This is a genomic window from Pectobacterium aroidearum (assembly GCF_015689195.1).
In the GTDB taxonomy this organism is placed as follows: Bacteria; Pseudomonadota; Gammaproteobacteria; order Enterobacterales; family Enterobacteriaceae; genus Pectobacterium; species Pectobacterium aroidearum.
On the sequence record NZ_CP065044.1, the window covers coordinates 1,486,601 to 1,508,515 of the forward strand.

Genomic DNA, 21,915 nt, shown 5'->3' on the forward strand with positions numbered 1-21,915 from the left:
CAACCGATTACGCTCTGTATAATGCCACGGCAATATTTTATCTATTCTTACATCCACCTTGGTGAGATATTGCCCATGCTACGTATCGCTAAAGAAGCACTGACGTTTGACGACGTCCTCCTGGTTCCCGCTCATTCTACTGTTCTGCCTAATACTGCCGATCTGTCCACGCAGTTGACGAAAAACATTCGCCTGAATATTCCTATGCTGTCCGCAGCGATGGATACCGTTACCGAATCCGGCCTGGCTATTGCGCTGGCGCAGGAAGGCGGTCTGGGCTTTATTCACAAAAATATGTCAATTGAGCGTCAGGCGGAAGAAGTAAGCCGCGTGAAAAAACACGAAAGTGGCGTTGTGGTCGATCCACAGACGGTCACCCCAGAAACGACGCTGCGTGAAATGAAAGAGCTGACCGAGCGCAACGGCTTCGCGGGTTACCCTGTCGTGGCAAAAGACAACGAACTGGTCGGTATCATTACCGGTCGTGACGTGCGTTTTGTTACCGATCTGGAAAAACCGGTTAGTGCGTTCATGACGCCGAAAGAGCGTCTGGTCACCGTCAAAGAAGGCGAAGCGCGTGATGTCGTGCTGCAAAAGATGCACGAAAAACGCGTCGAGAAAGCGCTGGTCGTTGACGACAAATTCCACCTGATCGGCATGATCACGGTAAAAGATTTCCAGAAAGCAGAACGTAAACCAAACGCCTGTAAAGACGAACACGGTCGTCTGCGTGTAGGCGCGGCGGTGGGTGCCGGTGCGGGTAACGAAGAGCGTGTTGATGCGCTCGTTGCCGCAGGCGTTGACGTTCTGCTGATCGATTCCTCACACGGCCATTCCGAAGGCGTATTGCAGCGTATTCGTGAAACACGTGCTAAATACCCGAACCTCGAAATCATCGGCGGTAACGTCGCGACGGGTGCAGGCGCGAAAGCGCTGGTTGAAGCGGGCGTTAGCGCGGTCAAAGTGGGTATCGGCCCTGGCTCCATCTGTACTACCCGTATCGTGACGGGCGTGGGTGTACCGCAGATTACGGCGATCTCCGATGCGGTTGAAGCGCTGGAAGGCACGGGCATTCCGGTCATCGCCGACGGTGGTATCCGCTTCTCCGGCGATATCGCTAAAGCTATTGCAGCAGGCGCGGCCTGTGTCATGGTCGGCTCTATGCTGGCGGGTACGGAAGAATCTCCGGGTGAAATCGAACTGTATCAGGGGCGTTCATTCAAATCTTATCGCGGCATGGGCTCACTGGGCGCGATGTCCAAAGGTTCATCAGACCGTTACTTCCAGACTGATAATGCGGCCGACAAACTGGTGCCGGAAGGTATCGAAGGCCGCGTAGCCTACAAAGGCCGCCTGAAAGAGATCGTTCACCAGCAGATGGGCGGCTTGCGCTCCTGTATGGGGCTGACGGGTTGCGCGACTATCGACGCGCTGCGCACGCAGGCTGAGTTTGTACGCATCAGCGGCGCGGGCATTCAGGAAAGCCACGTTCACGACGTTACCATTACTAAAGAGTCACCAAACTACCGTATGGGTTCATAAGGTAATTTGCGGGCTGATTTAACCCGATAAACCCGGTACTATTGCCTGTCTTTTTAGGGCTATTCGCCGGGTTTACTTATTTTTTAGCTTTTTGGAACATGCTCCTCATGACGCAAAACATTCATCAACACCGCATTCTTATTCTGGATTTCGGCTCGCAGTACACGCAACTGGTTGCACGTCGCGTGCGTGAACTGGGCGTTTACTGTGAACTGTGGGCATGGGATGTCACGGAAGCGCAGATTCGTGGGTTTAATCCGAACGGGATCATCCTGTCCGGCGGCCCGGAAAGCACCACCGAATTTGGTAGCCCGCGCGCGCCAGAATACGTTTTCAACGCTGGCGTACCGGTATTAGGCGTGTGCTACGGCATGCAGACGATGGCGATGCAGTTAGGTGGCCACGTTGAAGGTTCCAACGAGCGTGAGTTTGGTTATGCGCAGGTAGAAGTGAAGACGGATAGCGCGCTGGTGCGTGATATTCAGGATGCGTTGAGCGCGACGGGCGCACCGCTGCTGGATGTCTGGATGAGCCACGGCGACAAAGTGACGGCAATCCCAGAAGGGTTTGAGACCGTTGCGAGTACCGATACTTGTCCGTTTGCCATCATGGCGAACGAAGAAAAACGTTTTTACGGCGTGCAGTTCCACCCGGAAGTGACGCACACCCGGCAGGGCCAGCGCATGTTAGAGCGTTTTGTCCGTGACATTTGCCAGTGTGAAGCACTGTGGACGCCAGCCAAAATTATCGACGATGCGGTAACCCGTATTCGTGAGCAAGTGGGCAACGACCAGGTGATTCTGGGCCTGTCCGGCGGCGTGGATTCTTCTGTGACCGCGATGCTGCTGCACCGTGCGATTGGTGACCGCCTGACCTGCGTGTTTGTCGATAACGGCCTGCTGCGTTTGAACGAAGCCGATCAGGTTCTGGAAATGTTCGGCGATCATTTCGGCCTGAACATTGTTCACGTGGCAGCGGAAGATCGCTTCCTGGGCGAGCTGGCTGGCGAAAACGATCCGGAAGCCAAGCGTAAAATCATCGGTCGTGTGTTTGTTGAAGTCTTCGATGAAGAAGCCAGCAAGCAAACTGACGTGAAATGGCTGGCGCAAGGTACCATCTACCCGGACGTCATCGAATCTGCAGCTTCTGCGACGGGCAAAGCGCACGTGATCAAGTCACACCACAACGTGGGTGGCCTGCCGAAAGAGATGAAGCTGGGTCTGGTTGAGCCGCTGAAAGAGCTGTTCAAAGACGAAGTGCGTAAGATCGGTCTGGAACTGGGTCTGCCGTACAACATGCTGTATCGCCATCCGTTCCCTGGTCCAGGTCTGGGCGTGCGCGTGCTGGGTGAAGTGAAGAAAGAATACTGTGACCTGCTGCGTCGTGCGGATGCGATCTTCATTGAAGAGCTGCACAAAGCCGACCTGTACAATAAAGTGAGTCAGGCATTCACCGTCTTCCTGCCGGTTCGTTCCGTGGGCGTGATGGGCGATGGCCGTAAATACGATTGGGTTGTCTCGCTGCGTGCGGTAGAAACCATCGACTTTATGACCGCGCACTGGGCACACCTGCCATACGATTTCTTGGGCCGCGTATCCAACCGCATCATCAACGAAGTCGACGGCATCTCCCGCGTTGTTTATGACGTATCGGGCAAGCCACCGGCAACGATTGAGTGGGAATAAACTCTAGCAGCGTTTAGTTGCTGAGCAATACTTAAAAACACCAGCCTTTTGAGAGGCTGGTGTTTTTATATAAATAATTTAAATTATGGATGAGAGAAATAAAATTTTTTAGTCGTATTTTTTATTCGATGGGGATTTCTATTTCTATAAAGTCCACGCATGTTTGAGGTCTACTATGATTTTGTCCTGTGTGCCATGGCCCTTCATGTATTGATATATCAGTTAATCCATCAATTTGAATGCAGCGCCAATTTGATGGTGAGTCAGGTGTTATTGGTCCTTGGCTGCTTTCCCCACCAAATTGATAGAATAGTGCTTGATTTCGTCCGTTTTTTGTTCCAAGTACATGAGGGCACATCTCGCGATAATACCCTTGATAAATAGCTTTGATTTGTTTTCTTTCTAATATTGCTTGATATATTAAATCATGATTACTTGGCATTTAATTTCCTCTATATTATATGATTTTGTATTATTTTCATGCTAATTATTTCTTATGTTTTTATTTTTTAGGATGCTAAACATCATGTGTATTAAAGTTGATGCGGTATCTTGAGTATATGATAGGTTTTAAATTTTTTGATGAGCGTCATATTAATTGAAATGATTTTCAAATTTAGAACAAAACTTTGTATTTCTTTAGCTCATTTCCTTCGTTGAAACTAGTGCTAAAAAAAAGATGTCAAGGTTATGCTGCGGGTGAGGGGGAGCGCGCCTTGTCGGGCGTGTGATGAAATCACAGAGAAATACGGTGGTTAGCACGCACGAAACTTTTGTAGCTATTCACATAAGCAGATAGCCAGAATCATAACGCTCGTCTAATGCCTTAAATATGTGACTCATCGTCCGTGGTCTTACTCATCACAAAACGCGATCCTATTCACACAGAAATCAAAATGGTTTTTGATAGGTGGAGGGAAATGGAATGAATCACACTGATTGGCACCCGGCGGATATCATCGCGGGATTGCGGAAGAAAGGGACAACGCTGGCGGCAGTTTCCAGAGCGGCGGGGCTGGCGTCATCCACGCTGGCGAATGCGCTCACCAGACACTGGCCGAAAGGTGAACGGCTGATTGCCGAAGCTATGGGGAAAAGGCCGGAAGAGATTTGGCCGTCGCGTTATTCAGGCGTGAAATAAAGACAGGGAGTAGGGGACATAAACAAGAAAGCGCCATAGCTTACTGGCGCTTTAACATCATTGTGGAATAAAAATAATATCGTAAAGAATATTGTTATTTACAGCCCGGCAAATTTAAATGGCGTAGCTGGCTTAAAGTGTGCTGAAGCCTGACCAGAATAAATAGTGCTCTGGTTTGGCCCTAAATCTAATTTGCTAGCGTTATCTCCACGCGGAGCAAAGTCGATTTTTTTCAAATCAACCCAAAAAATATTGGGGGAGACAGCAGATTCAAAAAAGTATTGTAGCGATTTATGATCTATAACCGTGCGCCAGCGCGTTGAGGAAATATTCGGCATATCTGGCAAGGAATAACCATAGGGAACAGATGCATTACGTATAATACTGAATGCGGTGGCTAAGTCCGCTTTATCTTTTTCTATTTTACTTTTCTCTGCTACTCCTGGAATGAGTTTATTGGGGGCAACATGTTTCACATAGAATGAGGCGCGGACAAAGCGATCGGCGGCGCGGTTCGTTCCCGGCAGCATCACATTGCCACCTATCTGATCCCAATAAGCATTCAGCGTCAACTGCTGATCGAAGGTTGGAGAATTGGTCATCACCTGATAGTCCTTATTATGGTGAATGACCTGCTTGCCATCGATATATTCAATAATTGCACTGTCACCGGATGAATCGGATAAGGAGAGGTGAAGCGTTGCCTTTCTATCCTGATGCGGTAAGTCTTTTGTGACCAGTGTAAATTTTTCCTCTTGCAGCGCCTTCACCGCTTCATCGACGGTAGCAAAATTATCCAGTACATATTGTGCCCATGCAGCGATGCTCAAGCCCGGTTTTTTTGCCGTCGGTGCGGCTTTAGGATATTCAGATTCCGCCAGCCAGAGTACGTTAGCCGCCAACCCTTTTTCATTCACGCCATCGGTTGTGGAGGCCATATTTGGGTTACTGTCGAAAGCAGAGGCAATGACACTGCCGTATTTTGATGTCCACTCCAGAGAATGCGGGCCTGCGGCACCAGAACGCTTTAATTCTCGTGGGAAAATCCAGAGGTTGGTCTCGGTATCCTCGGCCCAGTCCATTGAACGGGCGGTAATTGGGTAATCAGGATTATTGATATCTTTATAAACGAGCCGCGTACAGGCAAGCGAAACCGCTGAGCCTAGCGTTAATGCGACTAATGATAGTGCACATACCGTAGACTTAATATGCTTATTATTTTTTTTCATTTAATTACTCCATTCTCTATTTCCAGAGGTGTGTCGTTAATAGAACTCGCCAATTGATTATAGTCAGCGATTATTTAATGACGTTAAAAATCGTAAAATAGATGTAGGAATGTTGATCGATTATTTAATGAATATGTTTTTTGAATATATTATTTTCATAGTAAGTTCTTTTACACGCCATGATATTGCTTGCCGAGATGAAATTTTTCAGCGTTCGATAAAAATCATATGGATCCCCGAGCGCAATTGGTTTAATGCGGAACATCGGGGGATGTCAGACGCAGCCAGTCAGGCAGTTTCTTCTGTTTTTAATCCATCGAAGTTTTCAAAATGCCAGGTTTCGCTGATGCGGCCTCCCTCAATACGGTGCATATCCATACCAGAGAAACGTACCTGCTGACCGGAGGCTTTCCAGCGGTCGAAATCACCAACGTGTCGGCCGCTCATGGCAATCCGGCAGACCACCAGATCGTTCTCGGCAACCACGGCTTCGATATCGATATGGAAACCTTCAAAAGCCGCATGTGTATGTGCCACGGCGCGTTTGAATCCGGCTGGTGTATTCGGCTGACCGGGGTCAGCAGGGTGATTGACCCAATTGGTCGCTAACAGGCGGTCGAAAGCGGCATGGTCATTAGTGTTGAAGGCCTGATAGAAAGCGGCTGCCAGAGACGCGTTATCGTTCATGTCGTTGTTCCTCAGTGTGTTTAGCATCAAATATTCCGCGGTATGCGGTCTGAATAAAGGAAGAATCTCGCCTGTAGCCCCACACAACGTAAAAATAGGTCAACATTGTACCCATCGCTTTAATCTTACCGCCAACTGGCAGTAAACTGGCGGAATGATTTTTGACCGATTTTCACTGCGGATACTCTCTCCCGCAGGCGTATCGATTCCGTTCCATCTCTTTTCAGTGAGCTATCTGGCCTATGACGTACCTCAAATTCTTGGGGATTGGGTTTATTTGTGTGCTGTTGCTGTCTTTTTGGCAAAGTTGGGCGCAGTCGACGCGCAACGGCGAAACGTTTAGCGGGCAAACCTGGTGGTCTGCCAAACGGGATTCTTCTGGGTTAGCGCCGAACCCGGTGCAATTTCGCCAGACTGCGATCGTGCAGGTTTACGCCGCACCGACGTACGGCTGGCGCGGGCTAGTGGCGGTACATCCGTGGATCATTTTCAAGAAAGCGGGGGAAACCCAGTATCGCCGCTATGAGGTGGTGAGTTGGGGGAGTGATGACGTTGTCCGTCTTAACCGGTCGGTGGCGGATGCGTATTGGTACGGGGCGATGCCGAAGCTGCTGGTGGAGCACCGTGGCGACAAGGCAGAAGCCATGATCCCGCAGATTGAGGCTGCGATTAAAAGCTATCCGTGGCCGAATACCTACCACGCCTGGCCGGGACCAAATAGCAATACGTTTCTCGCACACATTGGCCGCGAAGTACCGGCGCTCAAGCTGGATATGCCGGCTAATGCCATTGGTAAGGATTATCGCCCGATCACGCGCCCTGTGGGGATGTCGCCATCGGGAAGCGGCGTGCAGATCTCGCTGCTGGGCGTGCTGGGTATCACGATGGGCATTGAAGAGGGGATTGAGGCCAACATTCTGGGGCTGAACATGGGGGTGGATATGAATCCGCCCGCGCTGCGTTTGCCCTTTGTTGGCCGTCTCGGCTATGAAAAAACGGGTAGCGAAGAAGGCTGAGGGTAAAGCCTTCTCCTTACGCGCCGCACTGCCGCAGGTGGGTCAGCAGATTAGCGACTTCGGGTTGCAGAATAGCACCGGATTTCACGCCCAGCCAGAGCTGGCGTGAAGCCCACTCGTCGGTGAGATTGATGGCGCGCAATCCGGTACCGAGCACTTCCGGGCGAATTGCGCCCTCCGGCAGGACGCTGATACCCAGTCCCGCTTCGATCATGCGGCAAATACCGTCAAAGCTGCTGACCTGTACGCGCAGGCGCAGCACTCTTCCCAGTTCATCCGAAGCGTCTTTCAGCTGTTTCAGCAAAGAACTACCGCTATTCAGGCCGACGTAATCGTAGCCCAATGTGTCGTTAAAACTCACGTCTGACAGGGCGGAAAGCGGGTGCTGGGGCGGAACGAGTACGACAAGCTTGTCCTTACGGTAAGGGATCTTCTCGACCCCTTGCGATCCGACATTGTCAGCGAAAATACCGATATCGGCATCTCCCATCGCCAGCGCCGTCACCACGGTTTTACTGAGCTTTTCCTCAAGGTTAATACGAATAAGCGGTCTGGCCAGAAGGAAGGACGCCAGATCCTGCGGAAGAAACTGAATAATCGCCGAGGTATTTGCCCACATGTGTACGTGGCCGCGCACGCCAACGGCATAGTCATTCATTTCGCTCGCCATGCGCTCCACGTTGCTCAACACATTGCCGGCGAGATTCACCAGTTCTTTACCGGCTGGCGTTAACGTCAGGCCGCGCGGCATGCGTATGAACAGCGCACAGTCCACGGTACGCTCCAGCTCAGCGATACGTTTACTCAGGGCAGAAAGCGTGATGTGGAATTTTTCTGCGGCTTTGGTCAGGCTGCCGGTCTGGGCAACCTGTAAAAAGATGCGGAGCGACTGGAGGTCAAAATGCGCAGGGTTAATCATAATCGTTCGAGCTTCCTCGGTGGTGTGAAAAACACCTCAGTGACCGGTGTATTGATGCAGAGCAGCGTGTTGCCACCTTTCTTATGGCACGCTGACTCTATCACAGCGTGAGGTTTTCCTGACAGGAAAGGGTCATTGACGATTCAGTGATTATCAAAAGACCCTGTTACTCCTAGGATGTGAAATGTCTGATGTAAGAGGGAGCTTGGAAATGTCATTTATTGATCATATCGATCACCTCGTATTGACCTGCGTTGATCTCGCGGCGACCCGGCATTTTTATGTCGAGGTGCTGCAAATGCGGGAGGAAACGTTTGCAAACGGGCGCGTCGCTTTTCATTTTGGCCACCAGAAAATCAATGTGCACCTGCGCGGAGCCGAGCATGAACCAAAGGCGCATCTGCCTGTGCCGGGGTCGCTCGATCTGTGCTTGATTGCGTCGGTGCCGCTAGAGCAGGTTATCGCGCATCTGGCGCGTTACCGCTGGCCAATTACTGAAGGACCGGTGATGCGTACCGGCGCCACACAGCCAATCCGTTCTATTTATCTGCGCGATCCCGATCTTAACCTCATTGAAATCGCGGAATATTTATCCTAAAGCCATCGTCTGTCTACCAGCCTGAAACGCGGTTCTCCAGATTGTCTTGTTATTTATAGGTCATGCACTTTTATGTTTAGCTTAATGATGTTCAGCGATATTGTGTTGTGTTTGCTTTTGGGCGTCGGGCTGGGATTTTGTGGGGGAATGTTGGGGATTGGCGGAGGGATTATCGCGATTCCGATTCTGGGCGTACTTTTCGGGATGGATCAGCATCTGGCGCAGGGAACGGCGCTGGTGATGATTACGCCTAACGTCCTGATTGGTTTTCTGCGCTATCGCCAGCGTAACCGTATTGATACGCGCATGGCATTGACGATGTGTGCATTCGCGACGGGGTCTGCCTACTTTGCCGCTCACCTTGCCTCCTCGATTGATGTGCACAACCTACAGCGTGCGTTCGCCACTTTCCTGCTGGTGCTGGCCGCGTACTATATGTGGCAGTGGTATAACAAAAAACGCAGTCAAACGCCGGAGAAAGTACTGTCGACCAAATATCTGCCGCTGCTTGGTGTAGCGAGCGGGTTTATGTCGGGTATTTTTACCGTTGGCGGCGGTTTGGTGGTGGTACCCGCGCTGGTCACGCTGTTTGCCTTTGCGCAAACGCAGGCGCAGGGTATGGCGCTGATTTTGGTGGTGCCGGGCGCGCTGGCGGCGCTGCTTTCCTACTCGCAGGCGGGGAACGTTGACTGGAGTATCGGCTTGCCATTGGCATTGGGAGGCATTGTCAGCGTGTCCTGGGGCGTCGCGGTTGCTCATAAACTGCCCGTCGTTTATTTGCGAGGTGCCTTTTGTCTGGTGCTGGTCGGCGTGGGTATCACCATGCTGGTGCTTAAATAACGGAGGGGGACGCCCTATCTATCGCTGCTAATTCCTATTTATTCCTTTAAATAGCGTGGCATTAAGCCTAAAGTTTTCAGCACTTTCTCCGTTGATAGGTAGGAAGTGATGCGGTTAGCGTAAATGATTTCTCCGCTTTCTACCGCTGCTGGAACGGCCCGAGCGAAGCAGGGTCGGCGTCCCCTCTTAAGCCCAATCTGAATAAGGCGTGATGTATGAGTCTCGTGAGCTATCTAGGAAAGCAAACTCTCGGTGTACTGGCGGGTTATAAGCAGGATGGCGTGGTCATCCATATTTGCGGCGTCTATCCCAATGCGGATAACAGCCTGCGCGTTTTTTTCCCACACGGGCATGAGTTTGCCGTTGGCGATCTGGCAACGATCCATCTTGATAACCGCTCCGGGGTTGATGAATTTGATGCCAATATTCAGGTTTATCGTGCCTCTTACAAAGGCCGCGTCGTCGTCAGCGACGGAGATTGGGTGGTGCTGGAGCCGAGAGAGTGTCAGCTTCTGCACGGTTTCACGCCTGTGTTGGATATCCGCGAGCCAGGTTACCAGTTTCCACAAGACAACCGTCCGTCAACGGCAGTACCGCTAACGCCGATGGTCGATTTTCCACCGACGGAAAAGCAGGATTTCACTAATAAGGTCGGCGTACTCATTACTATGGCTGCCGAACAGCCGCATACCACGGTGCTGGCGTTTCTGTCGTCCGTGGATAACGATATCTTCCTGATTACGTTCCCCGAAACCTTTAAATCTCAGCTGCTCAAACGTAATCCACACTGCTTTTTTGCGATGGATGAGCGCAGCCATTATACCTTCGAGCGGGCAATTGAATGGAACTACACCATTATTGAAGGGGAAGCGTTTATTATCGCGCGTGACAATCCGCTCTATGAAAAAGTGCGCCATGAATTCGTCACCAAGAACCCGTGGGAAATCGCCTTTTTCACGCGTCCTGATGTCGAGGTTTACCATATTAAAAGTAAACAACTGGTGTGCCCCGGTAATACGCAGACGCTTAGCTAAAATATAAAAAAACGGGATAGCGCAGTGCTATCCCGTTTATATATAAAGTGCCTCTTAGATTGACAGGTCGATTACCATACGGCCGGTAATTTTCCCGCCTTTCATTTCAGCGAAAATGGCGTTGATGTCTTTCAGCGGGCGAAGCGTCACTTTTGGTTTCACTTTCCCTTCGGCAGCAAACTGGAAGGCTTCTTTCAAATCTTCACGCGTGCCGACCAGCGATCCCAATACCTGAATGCCATCCAGCACCAGACGTGGAATATTCAGATCCATTGATTCCGGTGGCAGGCCGACGGCGACAATACGCCCGCCTGCGCGAACGGCATCGACCGCGGAGTTAAATGCGGCACGCGCAACGGCAGTGACCACTGCAGCGTGCGCGCCGCCCACGTTTTCCTGAATGATCTTGGCGGCATCGTCTTTGGCTGGGTTGATGACCAGATCCGCGCCCATCTCTTTAGCAAAGGCCAGCTGTGCATCGTTAACATCAATTGCGATGACCTTCGCATTAAAGACGTTCTTGGCGTATTGCAGCGCCAGATTGCCCAATCCGCCCAGACCATAGATGGCGATCCACTGTCCCGGCTTGATTTGTGAGACTTTCACCGCTTTATAGGTGGTCACGCCCGCGCAGGTAATGCTGCTGGCCGCGGCAGAATCCAGACCATCCGGCACTTTTACCGCGTAATCGGCAACGACGATGCACTCTTCCGCCATTCCTCCATCGACGGAGTAGCCCGCGTTTTTCACCGAGCGGCACAGGGTTTCGTTACCGCTATTACAATATTCACAGTGACCACAGCCCTGATAGAACCAGGCTACGCTGGCACGATCGCCGGGTTTCAGTGATGTCACACCCGGACCCACCTCTTTGACGATACCGATGCCCTCATGGCCGAGTGTGATGCCGGTAACATCACCAAAATCCCCGTCTTTGACGTGCAGGTCGGTGTGGCATACGCCACAGCATTCCATTTTTAGCAGGGCTTCCCCGTGTTGGAGAGGGCGCAATGTTTTGTCCTGAATCTCAACGGAATGATCCTTCGTTACAATGGCTGCTTTCATTCGTCTTCCTTTTACTGAATGTGTTGTGGGGGTAATGTGTTGTAGAGGTAATGTATTAGGTTCTACCTATGAAAGAGTACACGGTGGCTGGCGAGTGGGGTAAGCGGGAATGATTTAATTTTGTTACAAAATGATAGATGAGTGAGCGAGTCGTTAGCAGAGAAGAAAATGTGATTTTCAGTAATATTTCTGATGATTCAGGGAGAGCGGCGCGTCCGTGCGGCCGTATGATTGAGAGCGGTTATGCGGGGTCCTGAGGTTTTTCTTTCGGCTCCAAAGCCCATTCCACTTTGCCTTTACCGGTGTTTTTGGCCTGATAAAGTGCGATATCCACGCGTTTCATAAAGTGTTCGGTAGGTTCCTGCGGCTGTTTTTTACCGGCCCCAATGCTGACTGAAAGATGGTGCATATTTTTGATAATGATTTTGTTCGCATTTTTGAGTACTTCTCTTGCCAGTTTCTCTGCCCGATCCTGCGTTCCGGCATACAGAATAATCGCGAACTCTTCGCCACCGATTCGGGTTGCGACAACCTCACTGTTATCGAAACGGGAAAGTATGTGACCAAATTTGCTTAATACTTCGTCGCCTTTCGTATGCCCATATTTATCATTAATGACTTTGAAATTGTCGATGTCGATAATAAATAAATAGGGTGTCTTCGCTTCGAGCTTTTTTAATTCGTTAATAAAAAACCGACGATTAGGAAGTTGTGTGAGTTCATCGCTGAATGACTGTATTCTGGCTTCGACATACTTATTATTGATTTGCTGTATCAGGGTATAGACACCAAACCCGACGCCAAACATACCAATAATTCTCAGCATATCCTCAACATAATACCCAACCAGCTTGGGCTGATAGATAAACTCATCCATCAAGTCAAATGTGGCTGAGCATATCCAGACGTGTAGCCCGAGGCGAATGGATAAGGCTGAGGTATGGTTCAGTGAGATTTTACTGGTACAGGACAAGATAAAAAAAAGAAAAACCAGTGCAATCGAGTCGGTATAAGAACCCGGATTATTATGCAGTTGCTCCTGAAAGTCGCGGTGTTTGAAGAATACGAGGTTGAATATAATGACCAACGCAGACAACAACAGGGCGAGCCTTACAGACGAGGAGGCTTTCTTATTTCTATCAATAAAATCGTGGTCATATTCTTTAAAAGGCATTGCGGATCTCCTCTTGCATCACCTTTCAATCCTATCATGAAACCTATTGAATACATTGAGTCGCGTGGTGCCGAGCGGTATACCCCAGAGAATGACGTTGGTTGCGTTGATAGGCAAAAAACAGACGCCCGATTGCTCAGGCGCCTTTACCGATTAAAAATCTGCTTTCAGTACAACGCGATAGCGGGCTTTGCCGTCGCGTACGTGCTGGATAGCATCATTGATTTTCGACATCGGGAACAGTTCCGTCTGCGGCTTCACGTTGGCACGTGAAGCGAGCTTCATCAGAGAACGCAGTTCATGCGGTGAACCTGTAGACGAACCAGAAACGCTGCGGTCGCCCGCGATGAGCGTGAAGGCTGGCACGCTGAACGGCTTCATTACCGCGCCGACGGTATGGAATTTCCCGTTATAGGCGAGCGCGTTGAAGTAGGGTTGCCATTCGAGATCGACGCTCACGGTGTTGATGATGAGATCGAACTGGCCTGCCAGTGCGGTCAATGCCTGCGGATCGCGGCTGTTGACGACTTTATCGGCACCCATCGCCAGCACTTCCTGCTCTTTGGCTGGGTTCGAGCTGAACGCCGTGACTTCACAGCCCATCGCGTGCAGGAGCTTAATCGCGATGTGACCCAGGCCGCCGATACCGATCACGCCGACGCGGCTGGTTGCAGTGACATGGTGCATTAACAGCGGTTTGAAAACGGTGATGCCGCCGCACAGCAACGGACCCGCAGATTCGATATCAATGGAATCAGGAAGCGGGATCGCCCACTGCCAGTTCGCACGGATCTTATTGGCAAAACCGCCTTTATTCAGGATCGTCGGCACGCTGCCTTGCTGACAGTTGGTTTGGCTGCCGCTGATACAGGCATCGCAGTGCCCACAGCTGCGTGCCGTCCAGCCAATACCGACTCGCTGACCAACCTTCAATCCCTTGTTTTTCGCCGCATCACCCAGCGCGTGCACGCGACCAATCACTTCATGCCCGGCAACCAGCGGATAGCTTGACATGCCCCATTCGTTATCGATCATCGAAAGGTCTGAATGGCACACGCCGCAGTAATCAACCACGACTTCGACATCTTCCGCCTGCAGTTCACCCGCATCAAACTCATACAACTCCAGCTCAGCGCCTGCTTCCGGTGCGGCATAACTTTTTATCATCGTCATCACAATCTCCTCAGTATGGGTTTGATTAACCAGTCTAAAGGGTTATAGCGTTTTTCTCTATGTCACAACGTGCCTGTGGTTTTTCATTTTGTGTCGGGCGAGGAGGGGCGGGCGGCGCTTGATTTACGTTATGCACTTACTTATGCTGCAAAGCGTAGTACATGACTCGGGGTGCCCTTCTTTGTGAAGGCTGAGAAATACCCGTACCACCTGATCTGGATAATGCCAGCGTAGGGAAGTCACGGTATGCCCACCGGTTGCCGCCTTCTTCCACGCCGGTTGGGAGACTTATGAACACGCGACCCGCCGACTTTTCTGCCGCTCAGGCAGCAACCTCACTCACTCAATTCCGTTCTGCCGCGCCGCTGGTGCACTGTTTGACCAACGATGTGGTGCAATCTTTTACTGCTAATGTGCTGCTGGCGCTGAATGCGTCGCCTGCGATGGTGGTCGATCCCGAAGAAGCCGCGCAGTTCAGCGCGGTAGCCGATGCGCTGCTGATTAACGTCGGAACGCTGGAGCGCTCGCGTGCCGAGGCGATGCGAGCGGCTGTAAACAGCGCGCATCAGGCGGGGACGCCGTGGGTACTCGATCCGGTTGCCGTAGGCGGTTTGACCTTCCGTACGGCATTTTGTCGAGAACTGCTGGCGTGGAAACCTGCGGCGATTCGCGGCAATGCGTCTGAAATCATGGCGTTGGCGGGCTTAGCCGCACAGGGGCGGGGCGTGGATAGCGCCGATGATTCACTGGCGGCGCTCCCTGCTGCACGCGAGCTGGCGCGACAAGTGGGGACGATTGTTGCGGTGACCGGTGCGGTGGATTATGTCACGGACGGCGAGCGAGATATCGCGATAGCCGGTGGCGATAGCATGATGACACGCGTGGTTGGTACGGGTTGCGCGCTGTCGGCGGTCGTCGCGGGATTCTGTTCTCTGGAGGGGGACCGCGTGTCCCACGTGGCGGCAGCGTGCTATGTCATGGCGCTAGCTGGGCAGCAGGCCGCTTCGGTGTCGCAAGGTACAGGCAGTTTTATCCCCAACTTTCTCGATCGGCTTTATACCCTGCGCGCGGAGGATCTGGCATGAAACGTATCAATGCGTTGACGATTGCGGGCACCGATCCGAGCGGTGGCGCGGGGATTCAGGCGGATTTAAAAGCCTTTTCCGCATTGGGCGCTTACGGCACGTCGGTTATTACCGCGCTGGTGGCGCAAAATACGCGCGGCGTGCAGTCCGTCTACCGAATTGAGCCGGATTTTGTCGCGGCGCAACTGGATTCCGTGTTGAGCGATGTCCGTATCGACAGCGCCAAGATTGGGATGCTGGCACAGACCGATATTGTCGAAACCGTTGCCGAACGCCTGCGTCACTACGCGGTGCCTTTCATTGTGCTGGACACCGTAATGCTGGCGAAAAGCGGCGATCCGCTGCTCGCACCCGAGGCGGTGGAGTCAATCCGCCGTGAGCTGCTGCCGCTGGTTTCCCTGATTACGCCCAACTTGCCCGAGGCCGCGGCGCTGTTGAGGACATCACCCGCCGCCAACGAGCGGGAAATGCGAGAGCAAGGGGAAGCGCTGCTGGCGATGGGCTGTCAGGCGGTGCTGATGAAAGGTGGCCATCTTAGTGAAGCGGAAAGCCCTGACTGGCTGTTCAGTCGACAGGCTGAACCGCAGCGCTTTAGTTCCCCGCGTGTGAATACCCGTCATACGCACGGCACTGGCTGCACATTATCTGCCGCACTGGCGGCGCTGCGACCGCGCCACGATAGTTGGGGAGAGACGGTCAAGGCCGCGAAGGACTATTTACAGCAGGCGTTACAGCAGGCCGACACGCTGGAGGTCGGACATGGCATCGGCCCCGTTCATCACTTCCACCGCTGGTGGTAAAACCATAAGTAAATTGACTTGTACTTTGCGTGACATATTTGCCAGTAATTTCAAACTAAATTAAGCGCATTTCGGCGTGACAGGGCGGGGGCATCCGGTTACTTTGCTGTGAAATCTTGGCGTTAATATGAAATAGGGTGTGGGGATAACATATGGCAGGTTCTGCTCGCAGTGCGATGGCTGCCAAAGCACTTCAGACGATACTCAATATCGGCCTGCTGGTGCTGGCGACTATTCTGGTGATTTTTTTAGTCAAGGAAACGTTCCATCTGGCGAAGGTGCTGTTGATCTCCAACGAGAAAGATTCCTCCTATCAGCTGATAGAAGGCATTGTGATCTATTTCCTGTATTTTGAGTTTATTGCGCTGATCGTGAAGTATTTCCAGTCCGGCTATCACTTCCCGCTGCGCTATTTTATCTACATCGGCATTACGGCTATCATTCGCCTGATTATTGTCGATCACAAAAGCCCGTCGGATACGCTGATGTATTCCGCGGCGATCCTGCTGCTGGTCGTCACGCTGTATCTGGCAAACAGTAATCGCCTGAAACGGGAATAGCCGAAATATGCCGCTATTCCAGCAGCGGGCACTGGGGCGGCAGCCGGCAGCGGATGGCTGCAGGAAGCACTTCGATACGGAAGCGTTTGGCAGTGAGCGGTTCGCCGTCCAGATTAAATGTCATATCGTCCGGTGCGGTAATCTCCAGCCAGGGCAAGGTAGCGGAAATCATGTTCTGGTTTTCGCTGCCGGTAAACCAGGCCTGAAGCATATTGGGCAGCAGCTCTTTTGCCGACAGTACGCTCAGTTCCAGCAGCCCATCGTTAATCAGCGCTTCTGGGCAAAGTTCCTGCCCGCCGCCAGCCTGACGACCGTTCCCCACCGCGATGACCAGCGTATCACCCGCCCAGTGAAAATCTGGCCCGTGAATCTCACAGCGCTCGGCTTGCAGCATGTCCATGCGAAAGAGTGCGTGCAGCACGTAAGAAGCACTCCCCAACGCCGCCTTCATTTTGGCTGGTGTCTCGGTGGTAATACGCGTGGCGAAGCCACCCGTCGCCATGTTGATGAAATAGTGCTCGTCGTTCACTTTGGCGATATCAATGTCAGTGGCACGGCCTTTGATCGCCAACGTTAAGGCGTTGTGCATCTCCATCGGTATCTGACAGCTGGTGGCGAAATCGTTGGCCGTCCCCAGCGGTATAATTCCCAGACACGGGCGCACCGCTTCGGGCTGCACCGCTAAGGCTGCGGCGACTTCGTTGACGGTGCCGTCGCCGCCAGCGGCGATCACGTTATCCGCGCTGAGCTGGATTGCCTCTTCTACATAGCGCTTCGCATCGCCATATTCCCACGTCACGCGGACATGCAGGGTATAGCCATCCTTGCGTAACTCACCAATGGCTTCACGGAGTTCTTCATTGCCCGCGCTCTTTCCATTCAGAATCAGCAGTGTGATTGGATTTTTTTCCATGTCTTATTTCTCAGGCTGCGATGTTGTCGTTCATTCAGAGGCCGTTAATTCAGAAATAGCACAGTGAATACAAACGTGTTGCAGTTAATCATAGTCATTAAATCGGTAGGGAGACATCAGAAGAATCGGTGAATGTGTGAGCTGGGAAAATACGTGGGCGGGAGAAAAAGAAAAGCCAGCTCAAGGGAGATTGAGCTGGCCAAGGAGGTGGTTCCTAGTAGTATCACTACGCTTATTTTTCGTTCTATGTTTTCTCAGCGACGCAATACTAACCACAAGAACGGCGAATTGATGTGATCTATTTCTAATATTCGTTAAAAAACCCTGAGCTTTGTAACGATACTTTCAGGCTGTGAGTGCACTTATTTGTGACGGAGAAAGAACGGCGGTGGGGGGGCATACCGTAAGAAAGCGTTGCCCTGTGAAGGGCAACGCTGGATGGGAAGGCTTACTGACTTATTCGGCGTTAGGATTTCGCGTGGTGGTGCCCGGCAAATTGCGCAGCAGTAGCGCATAATCCAGCGAGACATCGTCCGGCACGGGCAGATAGACAATATGGCCGTTACCCGGTGCTACATCGGCTGGCTGACCTTTGGCATTCTGCATCGATTCGATGGTGAATTGAATATTGCCGTTTGGCGTCATCATCTCCACGCTGTCGCCGCAGGAAAATTTGTTCTTCACCTCGACTTCTGCCAGCCCATCGCGGCGTACGCCGGTGAATTCACCGACAAACTGCTGACGATCGGAAACGGAATAGCCGTAGTCGTAGTTCTGGTAATCCTCATGTACGTGGCGACGCAGGAAGCCTTCGGTGTAGCCACGGTGCGCTAAGCCTTCCAGCGTTTCCAGCAGCGTCGGGTCGAATGGTTTACCCGCGACAGCATCGTCAATAGCGCGGCGATAAACCTGTGCGGTACGGGCACAGTAATAGAATGACTTGGTGCGGCCTTCGATTTTCAGCGAATGCACCTGCATTTGCGTCAGGCGTTCAACGTGCTGGATCGCACGCAGATCGCGGGAGTTCATGATGTAGGTGCCATGCTCGTCTTCAAAGGCGCTCATGTACTCGCCGGGACGCATGTTTTCTTCCAGCATAAAGACTTTGTCGGTCGGCTCGCCGATGCCCAGCGCGGGCTCAACGTTTTTCACCGCGATAGGCTCGTGCTGATGGACGATATTCCCGACCTCGTCCTCTTTGCCTTCCTGAACCTTATATTCCCAGCGGCAGGCGTTAGTGCAGGTGCCCTGGTTCGGGTCGCGCTTGTTGATGTAACCGGACAGCAGGCAGCGGCCAGAGTAGGCCATGCACAGTGCGCCGTGAACGAAAATTTCCAGTTCCATGTCCGGGACGTTCTGGCGGATTTCTGCAATCTCTTCCAGCGACAGCTCGCGGGACAGAATGACGCGCGTCAGCCCCATCTGTTGCCAGAATTTCACCGTCGCCCAGTTGACCGCGTTAGCCTGAACGGAAAGGTGAATATCCATCTGCGGGAAGTTTTCCCGCACCAGCATAATCAAACCCGGATCGGACATGATCAGCGCATCCGGCCCCATTTCGATAACGGGTTGCAGGTCACGCAGGAAGGTTTTCAGTTTGGCATTGTGCGGCGCGATGTTAACGACGACGTAGAATTTCTTTCCCAGTTCATGCGCTTCGTTAATGGCTTGCGCCAGCGTCTGATGGTTGAATTCGTTATTGCGCACGCGCAGGCTGTAGCGGGGCTGACCGGCATAAATCGCGTCCGCGCCATAGGCAAAGGCGTAGCGCATATTTTTCAGCGTACCGGCCGGAGAAAGCAGTTCCGGTTTAAACATGGTATCTCTCGATTCTGATCACAAGTCAGGCTGCTCCACGGCGGGAGCAGTAAAGGCGGAGGATTCTAGCGCTAATAGGGGGAAATTGCAGTAGACGACACACGAAAAGTAGGCCTATTGTTTGACGTAAATCAATTTTTTTGACCTAAATAAAGAATGGCCTGCCATTAATGGAACAGGCCAGATCTCGTGGTATTAACGCGTGGCGATATGGGATTTTCCAACCGTTTCTCGGTTATGGGACTGAGACAAATCGACCAGTGGACCAACCGGTACAATCTGCGTCGGGTTCAGCCAGGCAATACCGTAATAGCCCGCTTTGATGTGGTCGATATTGACCGTCTCCGCGATGCCCGGCCACTGATACAGTTCGCGCAGGTAGTTCGACAGATTTGGGTAGTCGGCAATGCGCTTCAGGTTACATTTGAACGCGCCGTGGTAGGCCACGTCAAAACGCACCAGCGTCACGAACAGACGCCAGTCGGCCTCGGTCAGCGTGTCGCCGAGCATATAGCGATGATTGCCCAGATGATCGTCCAGCTCGTCCAGCGTGGTGAATAGCGTGGTGACGGCGTCGTTATAGTGTTCCTGCGTTTTGGCGAACCCGGTTTTATACACGCCGTTGTTGACGTTGTGGTACACGGTTTCGTTCCAGCTGTCGATCTCAGCGCGCAGATCTGACGGGTAGAAATCGAGGTGGTTGCCAGTCAGGTCGTTAAATTCGCTGTTCAGCATGCGGATGATATCCGCCGATTCGTTGTTCACGATGCGGCCTTCGACCCGATCCCACAGCACAGGCACCGACACCTTTCCGGTATAGTCGGGTACGCTGGCGGTGTACAACTGGTGCAGGTAGTGAATCTCGCCCACATGCTCGCCAGCATCCTGCGGGGTGGCAAACTCCCAGCCGTTATCGGCGATGCGTGGGTTGGCAACGGAAAGCGAGATGATATTCTCCAGCCCTTTCAGCTTGCGGAAAATCAGCGTGCGCGACGCCCACGGGCAGAGATAGGAGACGAAAAGCTGGTAACGACCCGCTTCTGGCACCAGCTCGGTTTGCCGAAATTTGGTTTCTTCACGGTGGAACGCGCCGTTTTTGATCTCTTCCGCCGCGACATCGCCGTTAACCCATTTGCCGTTCACTAAACCTGACATATGCTTTTTCCCTTATCCGTTCTGTTGCAGGTGACCCATCTCCCGCACTGTGTGCGAGGTGATACCCGTTATTATTGTAGGCTTAAAATGGTAGCAGCCTTAGGAAAAGAGAAAATGACAAAATTTTCATTAAGTCGGACAGTATTTTTGACCAGCCTGGGAGTGGGGTGGCTAGCGCTTGGCCGCCAGCAGGCCGTATAGCGCGGAGTCGGACACCTCGCTGTCTACGATCCAACGCTGCTTTAACAGCCCTTCCTGTGTGAAGCCCAACCGTTCCAGCGATCGGGCTGACGCCACATTGCGGGGATCGATTTCGGCTTCCAGTCGGCTTAGCCCCACCGTTTCAAAGGCAAAATCCCGCAGGGCAGAGAGCGCTTCCGCCATATAGCCTTTCCCTTGCGCACTCGCCGCCAGACAGTAGCCGATCTCGGCGCGCTTAGAGTCAATCTCAAGGTTGAACAGCACGCAGGTGCCGATTAGCTCGCCGGTCTCCTTCACCTCCAGACCCAGCTTCATATAGTGCCCGGCGCATAGCGCGCTCCAGTATTCGTCAATCGCGTCATGAGCCTGTTCGATCTGCTGCCAGGGCGGATGGTTCCAAAAACGCATCACGACCGGATCGGACATAAAGACAAACAGCGCAGGTGCATCATCGCGGTAGAGCGGACGCAGCAGCAGGCGAGGTGTTTCGATTTTGGTGGTTTCGGAAAATAGCGCAGTCATTATCGTGAAAGCCTCTCTTCGTGTGGTAACGGGTCGTGTGGAATAGGTCTGTATGAAATGGAAGACGGTTACGCTGACTGATGGCAGGCTTGCAGCGCCGTAATATCACCCGCAGCGATGATATCCAGATGACGTGTAATTTTTTCTATCGGCCAGTCCCACCAGCTTAGCGTTTCCAGTGCATTGATGACGTCTGGCGCAAAACGGGATTTGAGGATTTTTGCCGGATTGCCGCCGACGATCGTGTAAGCCGGCACATCGGCGGTGACCACGGCGCGCGACGCAATGATAGCGCCATTCCCGATGCGGATACCGGGCATGATCAGCGCGTCATAGCCAATCCAGACATCGTTGCCGATATGCGTGTCGCCTTTATAAGGCAGATCCTCTGGCTTTGGCGTCACTTTTTCCCAGCCGTTGCCGAAAATCTGGAACGGATACGTCGACAGCCCAGAAAGCCGATGATTGGCGCCGTTCATGATAAATTTTGCACCACGTGCGATGGCGCAGAACTTACCGATGACTAATTTATCGCCGATAAACGGATAGTGGTAGAGCACGTTTTGCTCGAAGTTTTCCGCGCCATCGGGATCGTCGTAATAGGTGTAATCGCCAATTTCAATATTCGGGTTGGTGACAATATTCTTAATGAAGCACACTTGGGGGAAACCGGCCATAGGATAGCGGTTATCAGGATCGGGTCCGTTCAATAGGGTCTCCATAACATCATAAGCTCCAATAACATCATGGGGCGATTG

General features: G+C 52.3%; 22 protein-coding genes and 1 riboswitch. Of the genes, 10 read left to right on the forward strand and 12 right to left on the reverse strand.

Going from position 1 to position 21,915, the window contains the following annotated elements; translation table 11 throughout:
• The first annotated feature begins 75 nt into the window (after window positions 1-75).
• Together guaB and guaA are read left to right on the forward strand one after the other, a co-directional pair.
• Window positions 76-1,542: an IMP dehydrogenase gene (guaB, locus tag I2D83_RS06645; protein ID WP_015841181.1), complete on the forward strand. Its 1,467-nt coding sequence runs from the start codon at window positions 76-78 to the stop codon at window positions 1,540-1,542.
• Between the two features lie 107 nt (window positions 1,543-1,649).
• Complete coding sequence (gene guaA / locus I2D83_RS06650) at window positions 1,650-3,227, forward strand: glutamine-hydrolyzing GMP synthase (RefSeq protein WP_015841180.1); 1,578 nt, start codon at window positions 1,650-1,652, stop codon at window positions 3,225-3,227.
• Window positions 3,228-3,348: 121 nt separating this feature from the next.
• On the opposite strand, the gene I2D83_RS06655 is transcribed toward guaA, so the two are convergent.
• The gene (locus I2D83_RS06655; RefSeq protein WP_205947750.1) at window positions 3,349-3,669 is read right to left on the reverse strand and encodes a hypothetical protein; all 321 of its coding nucleotides are present in this window, start codon (window positions 3,667-3,669) and stop codon (window positions 3,349-3,351) included.
• A 483-nt stretch (window positions 3,670-4,152) separates the two neighbouring features.
• Between I2D83_RS06655 and I2D83_RS06660 the strand changes: the two genes are divergently transcribed.
• On the forward strand, window positions 4,153-4,368 hold the full coding sequence (locus tag I2D83_RS06660) for a helix-turn-helix domain-containing protein (RefSeq protein ID WP_010279992.1): 216 nt from the start codon (window positions 4,153-4,155) through the stop codon (window positions 4,366-4,368).
• 98 nt (window positions 4,369-4,466) lie between these two features.
• Here I2D83_RS06660 and I2D83_RS06665 read toward each other — a convergent pair whose 3' ends face one another.
• The gene (locus I2D83_RS06665; RefSeq protein ID WP_015841169.1) at window positions 4,467-5,597 is read right to left on the reverse strand and encodes a linear amide C-N hydrolase; all 1,131 of its coding nucleotides are present in this window, start codon (window positions 5,595-5,597) and stop codon (window positions 4,467-4,469) included.
• Window positions 5,598-5,885: 288 nt separating this feature from the next.
• Window positions 5,886-6,284 carry an ester cyclase gene (locus I2D83_RS06670; protein WP_205947751.1) on the reverse strand — a complete coding sequence of 133 codons (399 nt, stop codon included), beginning with the start codon at window positions 6,282-6,284 and terminating at the stop codon, window positions 5,886-5,888.
• Window positions 6,285-6,526: 242 nt separating this feature from the next.
• Here I2D83_RS06670 and I2D83_RS06675 point away from each other — a divergent pair, with 242 nt between their 5' ends.
• Window positions 6,527-7,300, forward strand: coding sequence for a DUF3750 domain-containing protein (locus I2D83_RS06675; protein WP_205947752.1), 774 nt, complete (start codon window positions 6,527-6,529; stop codon window positions 7,298-7,300).
• A 16-nt stretch (window positions 7,301-7,316) separates the two neighbouring features.
• On the opposite strand, the gene I2D83_RS06680 is transcribed toward I2D83_RS06675, so the two are convergent.
• A complete protein-coding gene (locus I2D83_RS06680) occupies window positions 7,317-8,219 on the reverse strand; it encodes a LysR family transcriptional regulator (RefSeq protein WP_015841166.1) in 903 nt (300 codons plus the stop codon).
• Between the two features lie 211 nt (window positions 8,220-8,430).
• Between I2D83_RS06680 and I2D83_RS06685 the strand changes: the two genes are divergently transcribed.
• The 3 genes from I2D83_RS06685 (at window position 8,431) to I2D83_RS06695 (ending at window position 10,691) form a co-directional block, all read left to right on the forward strand.
• On the forward strand, window positions 8,431-8,817 hold the full coding sequence (locus I2D83_RS06685) for a VOC family protein (protein WP_205948146.1): 387 nt from the start codon (window positions 8,431-8,433) through the stop codon (window positions 8,815-8,817).
• Window positions 8,818-8,889: 72 nt separating this feature from the next.
• Entirely contained in the window at window positions 8,890-9,657 is a 768-nt protein-coding gene (locus tag I2D83_RS06690; protein WP_241007282.1) for a sulfite exporter TauE/SafE family protein, read from the forward strand.
• Between the two features lie 215 nt (window positions 9,658-9,872).
• Window positions 9,873-10,691, forward strand: coding sequence for a hypothetical protein (locus I2D83_RS06695; protein ID WP_205947753.1), 819 nt, complete (start codon window positions 9,873-9,875; stop codon window positions 10,689-10,691).
• A 54-nt stretch (window positions 10,692-10,745) separates the two neighbouring features.
• Here the strand turns inward: I2D83_RS06695 and adhP are convergent, their stop codons facing one another.
• From adhP to ahr, 3 genes are all read right to left on the reverse strand, one after another.
• A complete protein-coding gene (gene adhP / locus I2D83_RS06700; protein WP_015841162.1) occupies window positions 10,746-11,756 on the reverse strand; it encodes an alcohol dehydrogenase AdhP in 1,011 nt (336 codons plus the stop codon).
• Between the two features lie 241 nt (window positions 11,757-11,997).
• Window positions 11,998-12,930 carry a GGDEF domain-containing protein gene (locus tag I2D83_RS06705; protein ID WP_015841161.1) on the reverse strand — a complete coding sequence of 311 codons (933 nt, stop codon included), beginning with the start codon at window positions 12,928-12,930 and terminating at the stop codon, window positions 11,998-12,000.
• A gap of 153 nt (window positions 12,931-13,083) precedes the next feature.
• The gene (gene ahr, locus I2D83_RS06710; RefSeq protein ID WP_205947754.1) at window positions 13,084-14,103 is read right to left on the reverse strand and encodes an NADPH-dependent aldehyde reductase Ahr; all 1,020 of its coding nucleotides are present in this window, start codon (window positions 14,101-14,103) and stop codon (window positions 13,084-13,086) included.
• A gap of 157 nt (window positions 14,104-14,260) precedes the next feature.
• Window positions 14,261-14,357, forward strand: a riboswitch (TPP riboswitch).
• A gap of 36 nt (window positions 14,358-14,393) precedes the next feature.
• On the opposite strand from ahr, the gene thiM reads away from it, so the two are divergent.
• The 3 genes from thiM to psiE all read left to right on the forward strand — a co-directional run bounded on the left by thiM (window position 14,394) and on the right by psiE (window position 16,548).
• Window positions 14,394-15,188, forward strand: coding sequence for a hydroxyethylthiazole kinase (gene thiM / locus I2D83_RS06715; RefSeq protein WP_180779534.1), 795 nt, complete (start codon window positions 14,394-14,396; stop codon window positions 15,186-15,188).
• The gene (gene thiD / locus I2D83_RS06720; RefSeq protein ID WP_181848632.1) at window positions 15,185-15,988 is read left to right on the forward strand and encodes a bifunctional hydroxymethylpyrimidine kinase/phosphomethylpyrimidine kinase; all 804 of its coding nucleotides are present in this window, start codon (window positions 15,185-15,187) and stop codon (window positions 15,986-15,988) included. Before thiM ends, thiD begins: the two co-directional genes overlap by 4 nt.
• A 152-nt stretch (window positions 15,989-16,140) precedes the next feature.
• Window positions 16,141-16,548 (forward strand): phosphate-starvation-inducible protein PsiE, encoded by a 408-nt coding sequence (gene psiE, locus I2D83_RS06725; protein ID WP_015841156.1) that lies wholly within the window; start codon window positions 16,141-16,143, stop codon window positions 16,546-16,548.
• Window positions 16,549-16,561: 13 nt separating this feature from the next.
• Here psiE and yegS read toward each other — a convergent pair whose 3' ends face one another.
• From yegS to I2D83_RS06750, 5 genes are all read right to left on the reverse strand, one after another.
• Entirely contained in the window at window positions 16,562-17,461 is a 900-nt protein-coding gene (gene yegS / locus I2D83_RS06730) for a lipid kinase YegS (protein WP_181829085.1), read from the reverse strand.
• Between the two features lie 456 nt (window positions 17,462-17,917).
• A complete protein-coding gene (gene trhP / locus I2D83_RS06735; protein WP_015841154.1) occupies window positions 17,918-19,279 on the reverse strand; it encodes a prephenate-dependent tRNA uridine(34) hydroxylase TrhP in 1,362 nt (453 codons plus the stop codon).
• A gap of 195 nt (window positions 19,280-19,474) precedes the next feature.
• Window positions 19,475-20,434, reverse strand: coding sequence for a glutathione S-transferase family protein (locus I2D83_RS06740; RefSeq protein WP_205947755.1), 960 nt, complete (start codon window positions 20,432-20,434; stop codon window positions 19,475-19,477).
• Between the two features lie 171 nt (window positions 20,435-20,605).
• Complete coding sequence (locus I2D83_RS06745; RefSeq protein WP_205947756.1) at window positions 20,606-21,157, reverse strand: GNAT family N-acetyltransferase; 552 nt, start codon at window positions 21,155-21,157, stop codon at window positions 20,606-20,608.
• 68 nt (window positions 21,158-21,225) lie between these two features.
• Entirely contained in the window at window positions 21,226-21,879 is a 654-nt protein-coding gene (locus tag I2D83_RS06750) for a Vat family streptogramin A O-acetyltransferase (protein WP_205947757.1), read from the reverse strand.
• Window positions 21,880-21,915 lie beyond the last annotated feature (36 nt).

Excerpts from the sequence above, each read along its gene's own strand:
- I2D83_RS06695 (WP_205947753.1), top strand. The coding sequence starts at position 9,873 with ATGAGTCTCGTGAGCTATCTAGGAAAGCAAACTCTCGGTGTACTGGCG.
- psiE (WP_015841156.1), top strand. The coding sequence starts at position 16,141 with ATGGCAGGTTCTGCTCGCAGTGCGATGGCTGCCAAAGCACTTCAGACG.
- I2D83_RS06705 (WP_015841161.1), bottom strand. The coding sequence starts at position 12,930 with ATGCCTTTTAAAGAATATGACCACGATTTTATTGATAGAAATAAGAAA.
- I2D83_RS06685 (WP_205948146.1), top strand. The coding sequence starts at position 8,431 with ATGTCATTTATTGATCATATCGATCACCTCGTATTGACCTGCGTTGAT.
- thiM (WP_180779534.1), top strand. The coding sequence starts at position 14,394 with ATGAACACGCGACCCGCCGACTTTTCTGCCGCTCAGGCAGCAACCTCA.
- I2D83_RS06745 (WP_205947756.1), bottom strand. The coding sequence starts at position 21,157 with ATGACTGCGCTATTTTCCGAAACCACCAAAATCGAAACACCTCGCCTG.
- I2D83_RS06690 (WP_241007282.1), top strand. The coding sequence starts at position 8,890 with ATGTTTAGCTTAATGATGTTCAGCGATATTGTGTTGTGTTTGCTTTTG.
- I2D83_RS06670 (WP_205947751.1), bottom strand. The coding sequence starts at position 6,284 with ATGAACGATAACGCGTCTCTGGCAGCCGCTTTCTATCAGGCCTTCAAC.
- I2D83_RS06660 (WP_010279992.1), top strand. The coding sequence starts at position 4,153 with ATGAATCACACTGATTGGCACCCGGCGGATATCATCGCGGGATTGCGG.
- guaB (WP_015841181.1), top strand. The coding sequence starts at position 76 with ATGCTACGTATCGCTAAAGAAGCACTGACGTTTGACGACGTCCTCCTG.
- guaA (WP_015841180.1), top strand. The coding sequence starts at position 1,650 with ATGACGCAAAACATTCATCAACACCGCATTCTTATTCTGGATTTCGGC.
- I2D83_RS06750 (WP_205947757.1), bottom strand. The coding sequence starts at position 21,879 with ATGGAGACCCTATTGAACGGACCCGATCCTGATAACCGCTATCCTATG.
- I2D83_RS06740 (WP_205947755.1), bottom strand. The coding sequence starts at position 20,434 with ATGTCAGGTTTAGTGAACGGCAAATGGGTTAACGGCGATGTCGCGGCG.
- I2D83_RS06655 (WP_205947750.1), bottom strand. The coding sequence starts at position 3,669 with ATGCCAAGTAATCATGATTTAATATATCAAGCAATATTAGAAAGAAAA.
- I2D83_RS06665 (WP_015841169.1), bottom strand. The coding sequence starts at position 5,597 with ATGAAAAAAAATAATAAGCATATTAAGTCTACGGTATGTGCACTATCA.
- thiD (WP_181848632.1), top strand. The coding sequence starts at position 15,185 with ATGAAACGTATCAATGCGTTGACGATTGCGGGCACCGATCCGAGCGGT.
- adhP (WP_015841162.1), bottom strand. The coding sequence starts at position 11,756 with ATGAAAGCAGCCATTGTAACGAAGGATCATTCCGTTGAGATTCAGGAC.
- trhP (WP_015841154.1), bottom strand. The coding sequence starts at position 19,279 with ATGTTTAAACCGGAACTGCTTTCTCCGGCCGGTACGCTGAAAAATATG.
- yegS (WP_181829085.1), bottom strand. The coding sequence starts at position 17,461 with ATGGAAAAAAATCCAATCACACTGCTGATTCTGAATGGAAAGAGCGCG.
- I2D83_RS06675 (WP_205947752.1), top strand. The coding sequence starts at position 6,527 with ATGACGTACCTCAAATTCTTGGGGATTGGGTTTATTTGTGTGCTGTTG.
- ahr (WP_205947754.1), bottom strand. The coding sequence starts at position 14,103 with ATGACGATGATAAAAAGTTATGCCGCACCGGAAGCAGGCGCTGAGCTG.
- I2D83_RS06680 (WP_015841166.1), bottom strand. The coding sequence starts at position 8,219 with ATGATTAACCCTGCGCATTTTGACCTCCAGTCGCTCCGCATCTTTTTA.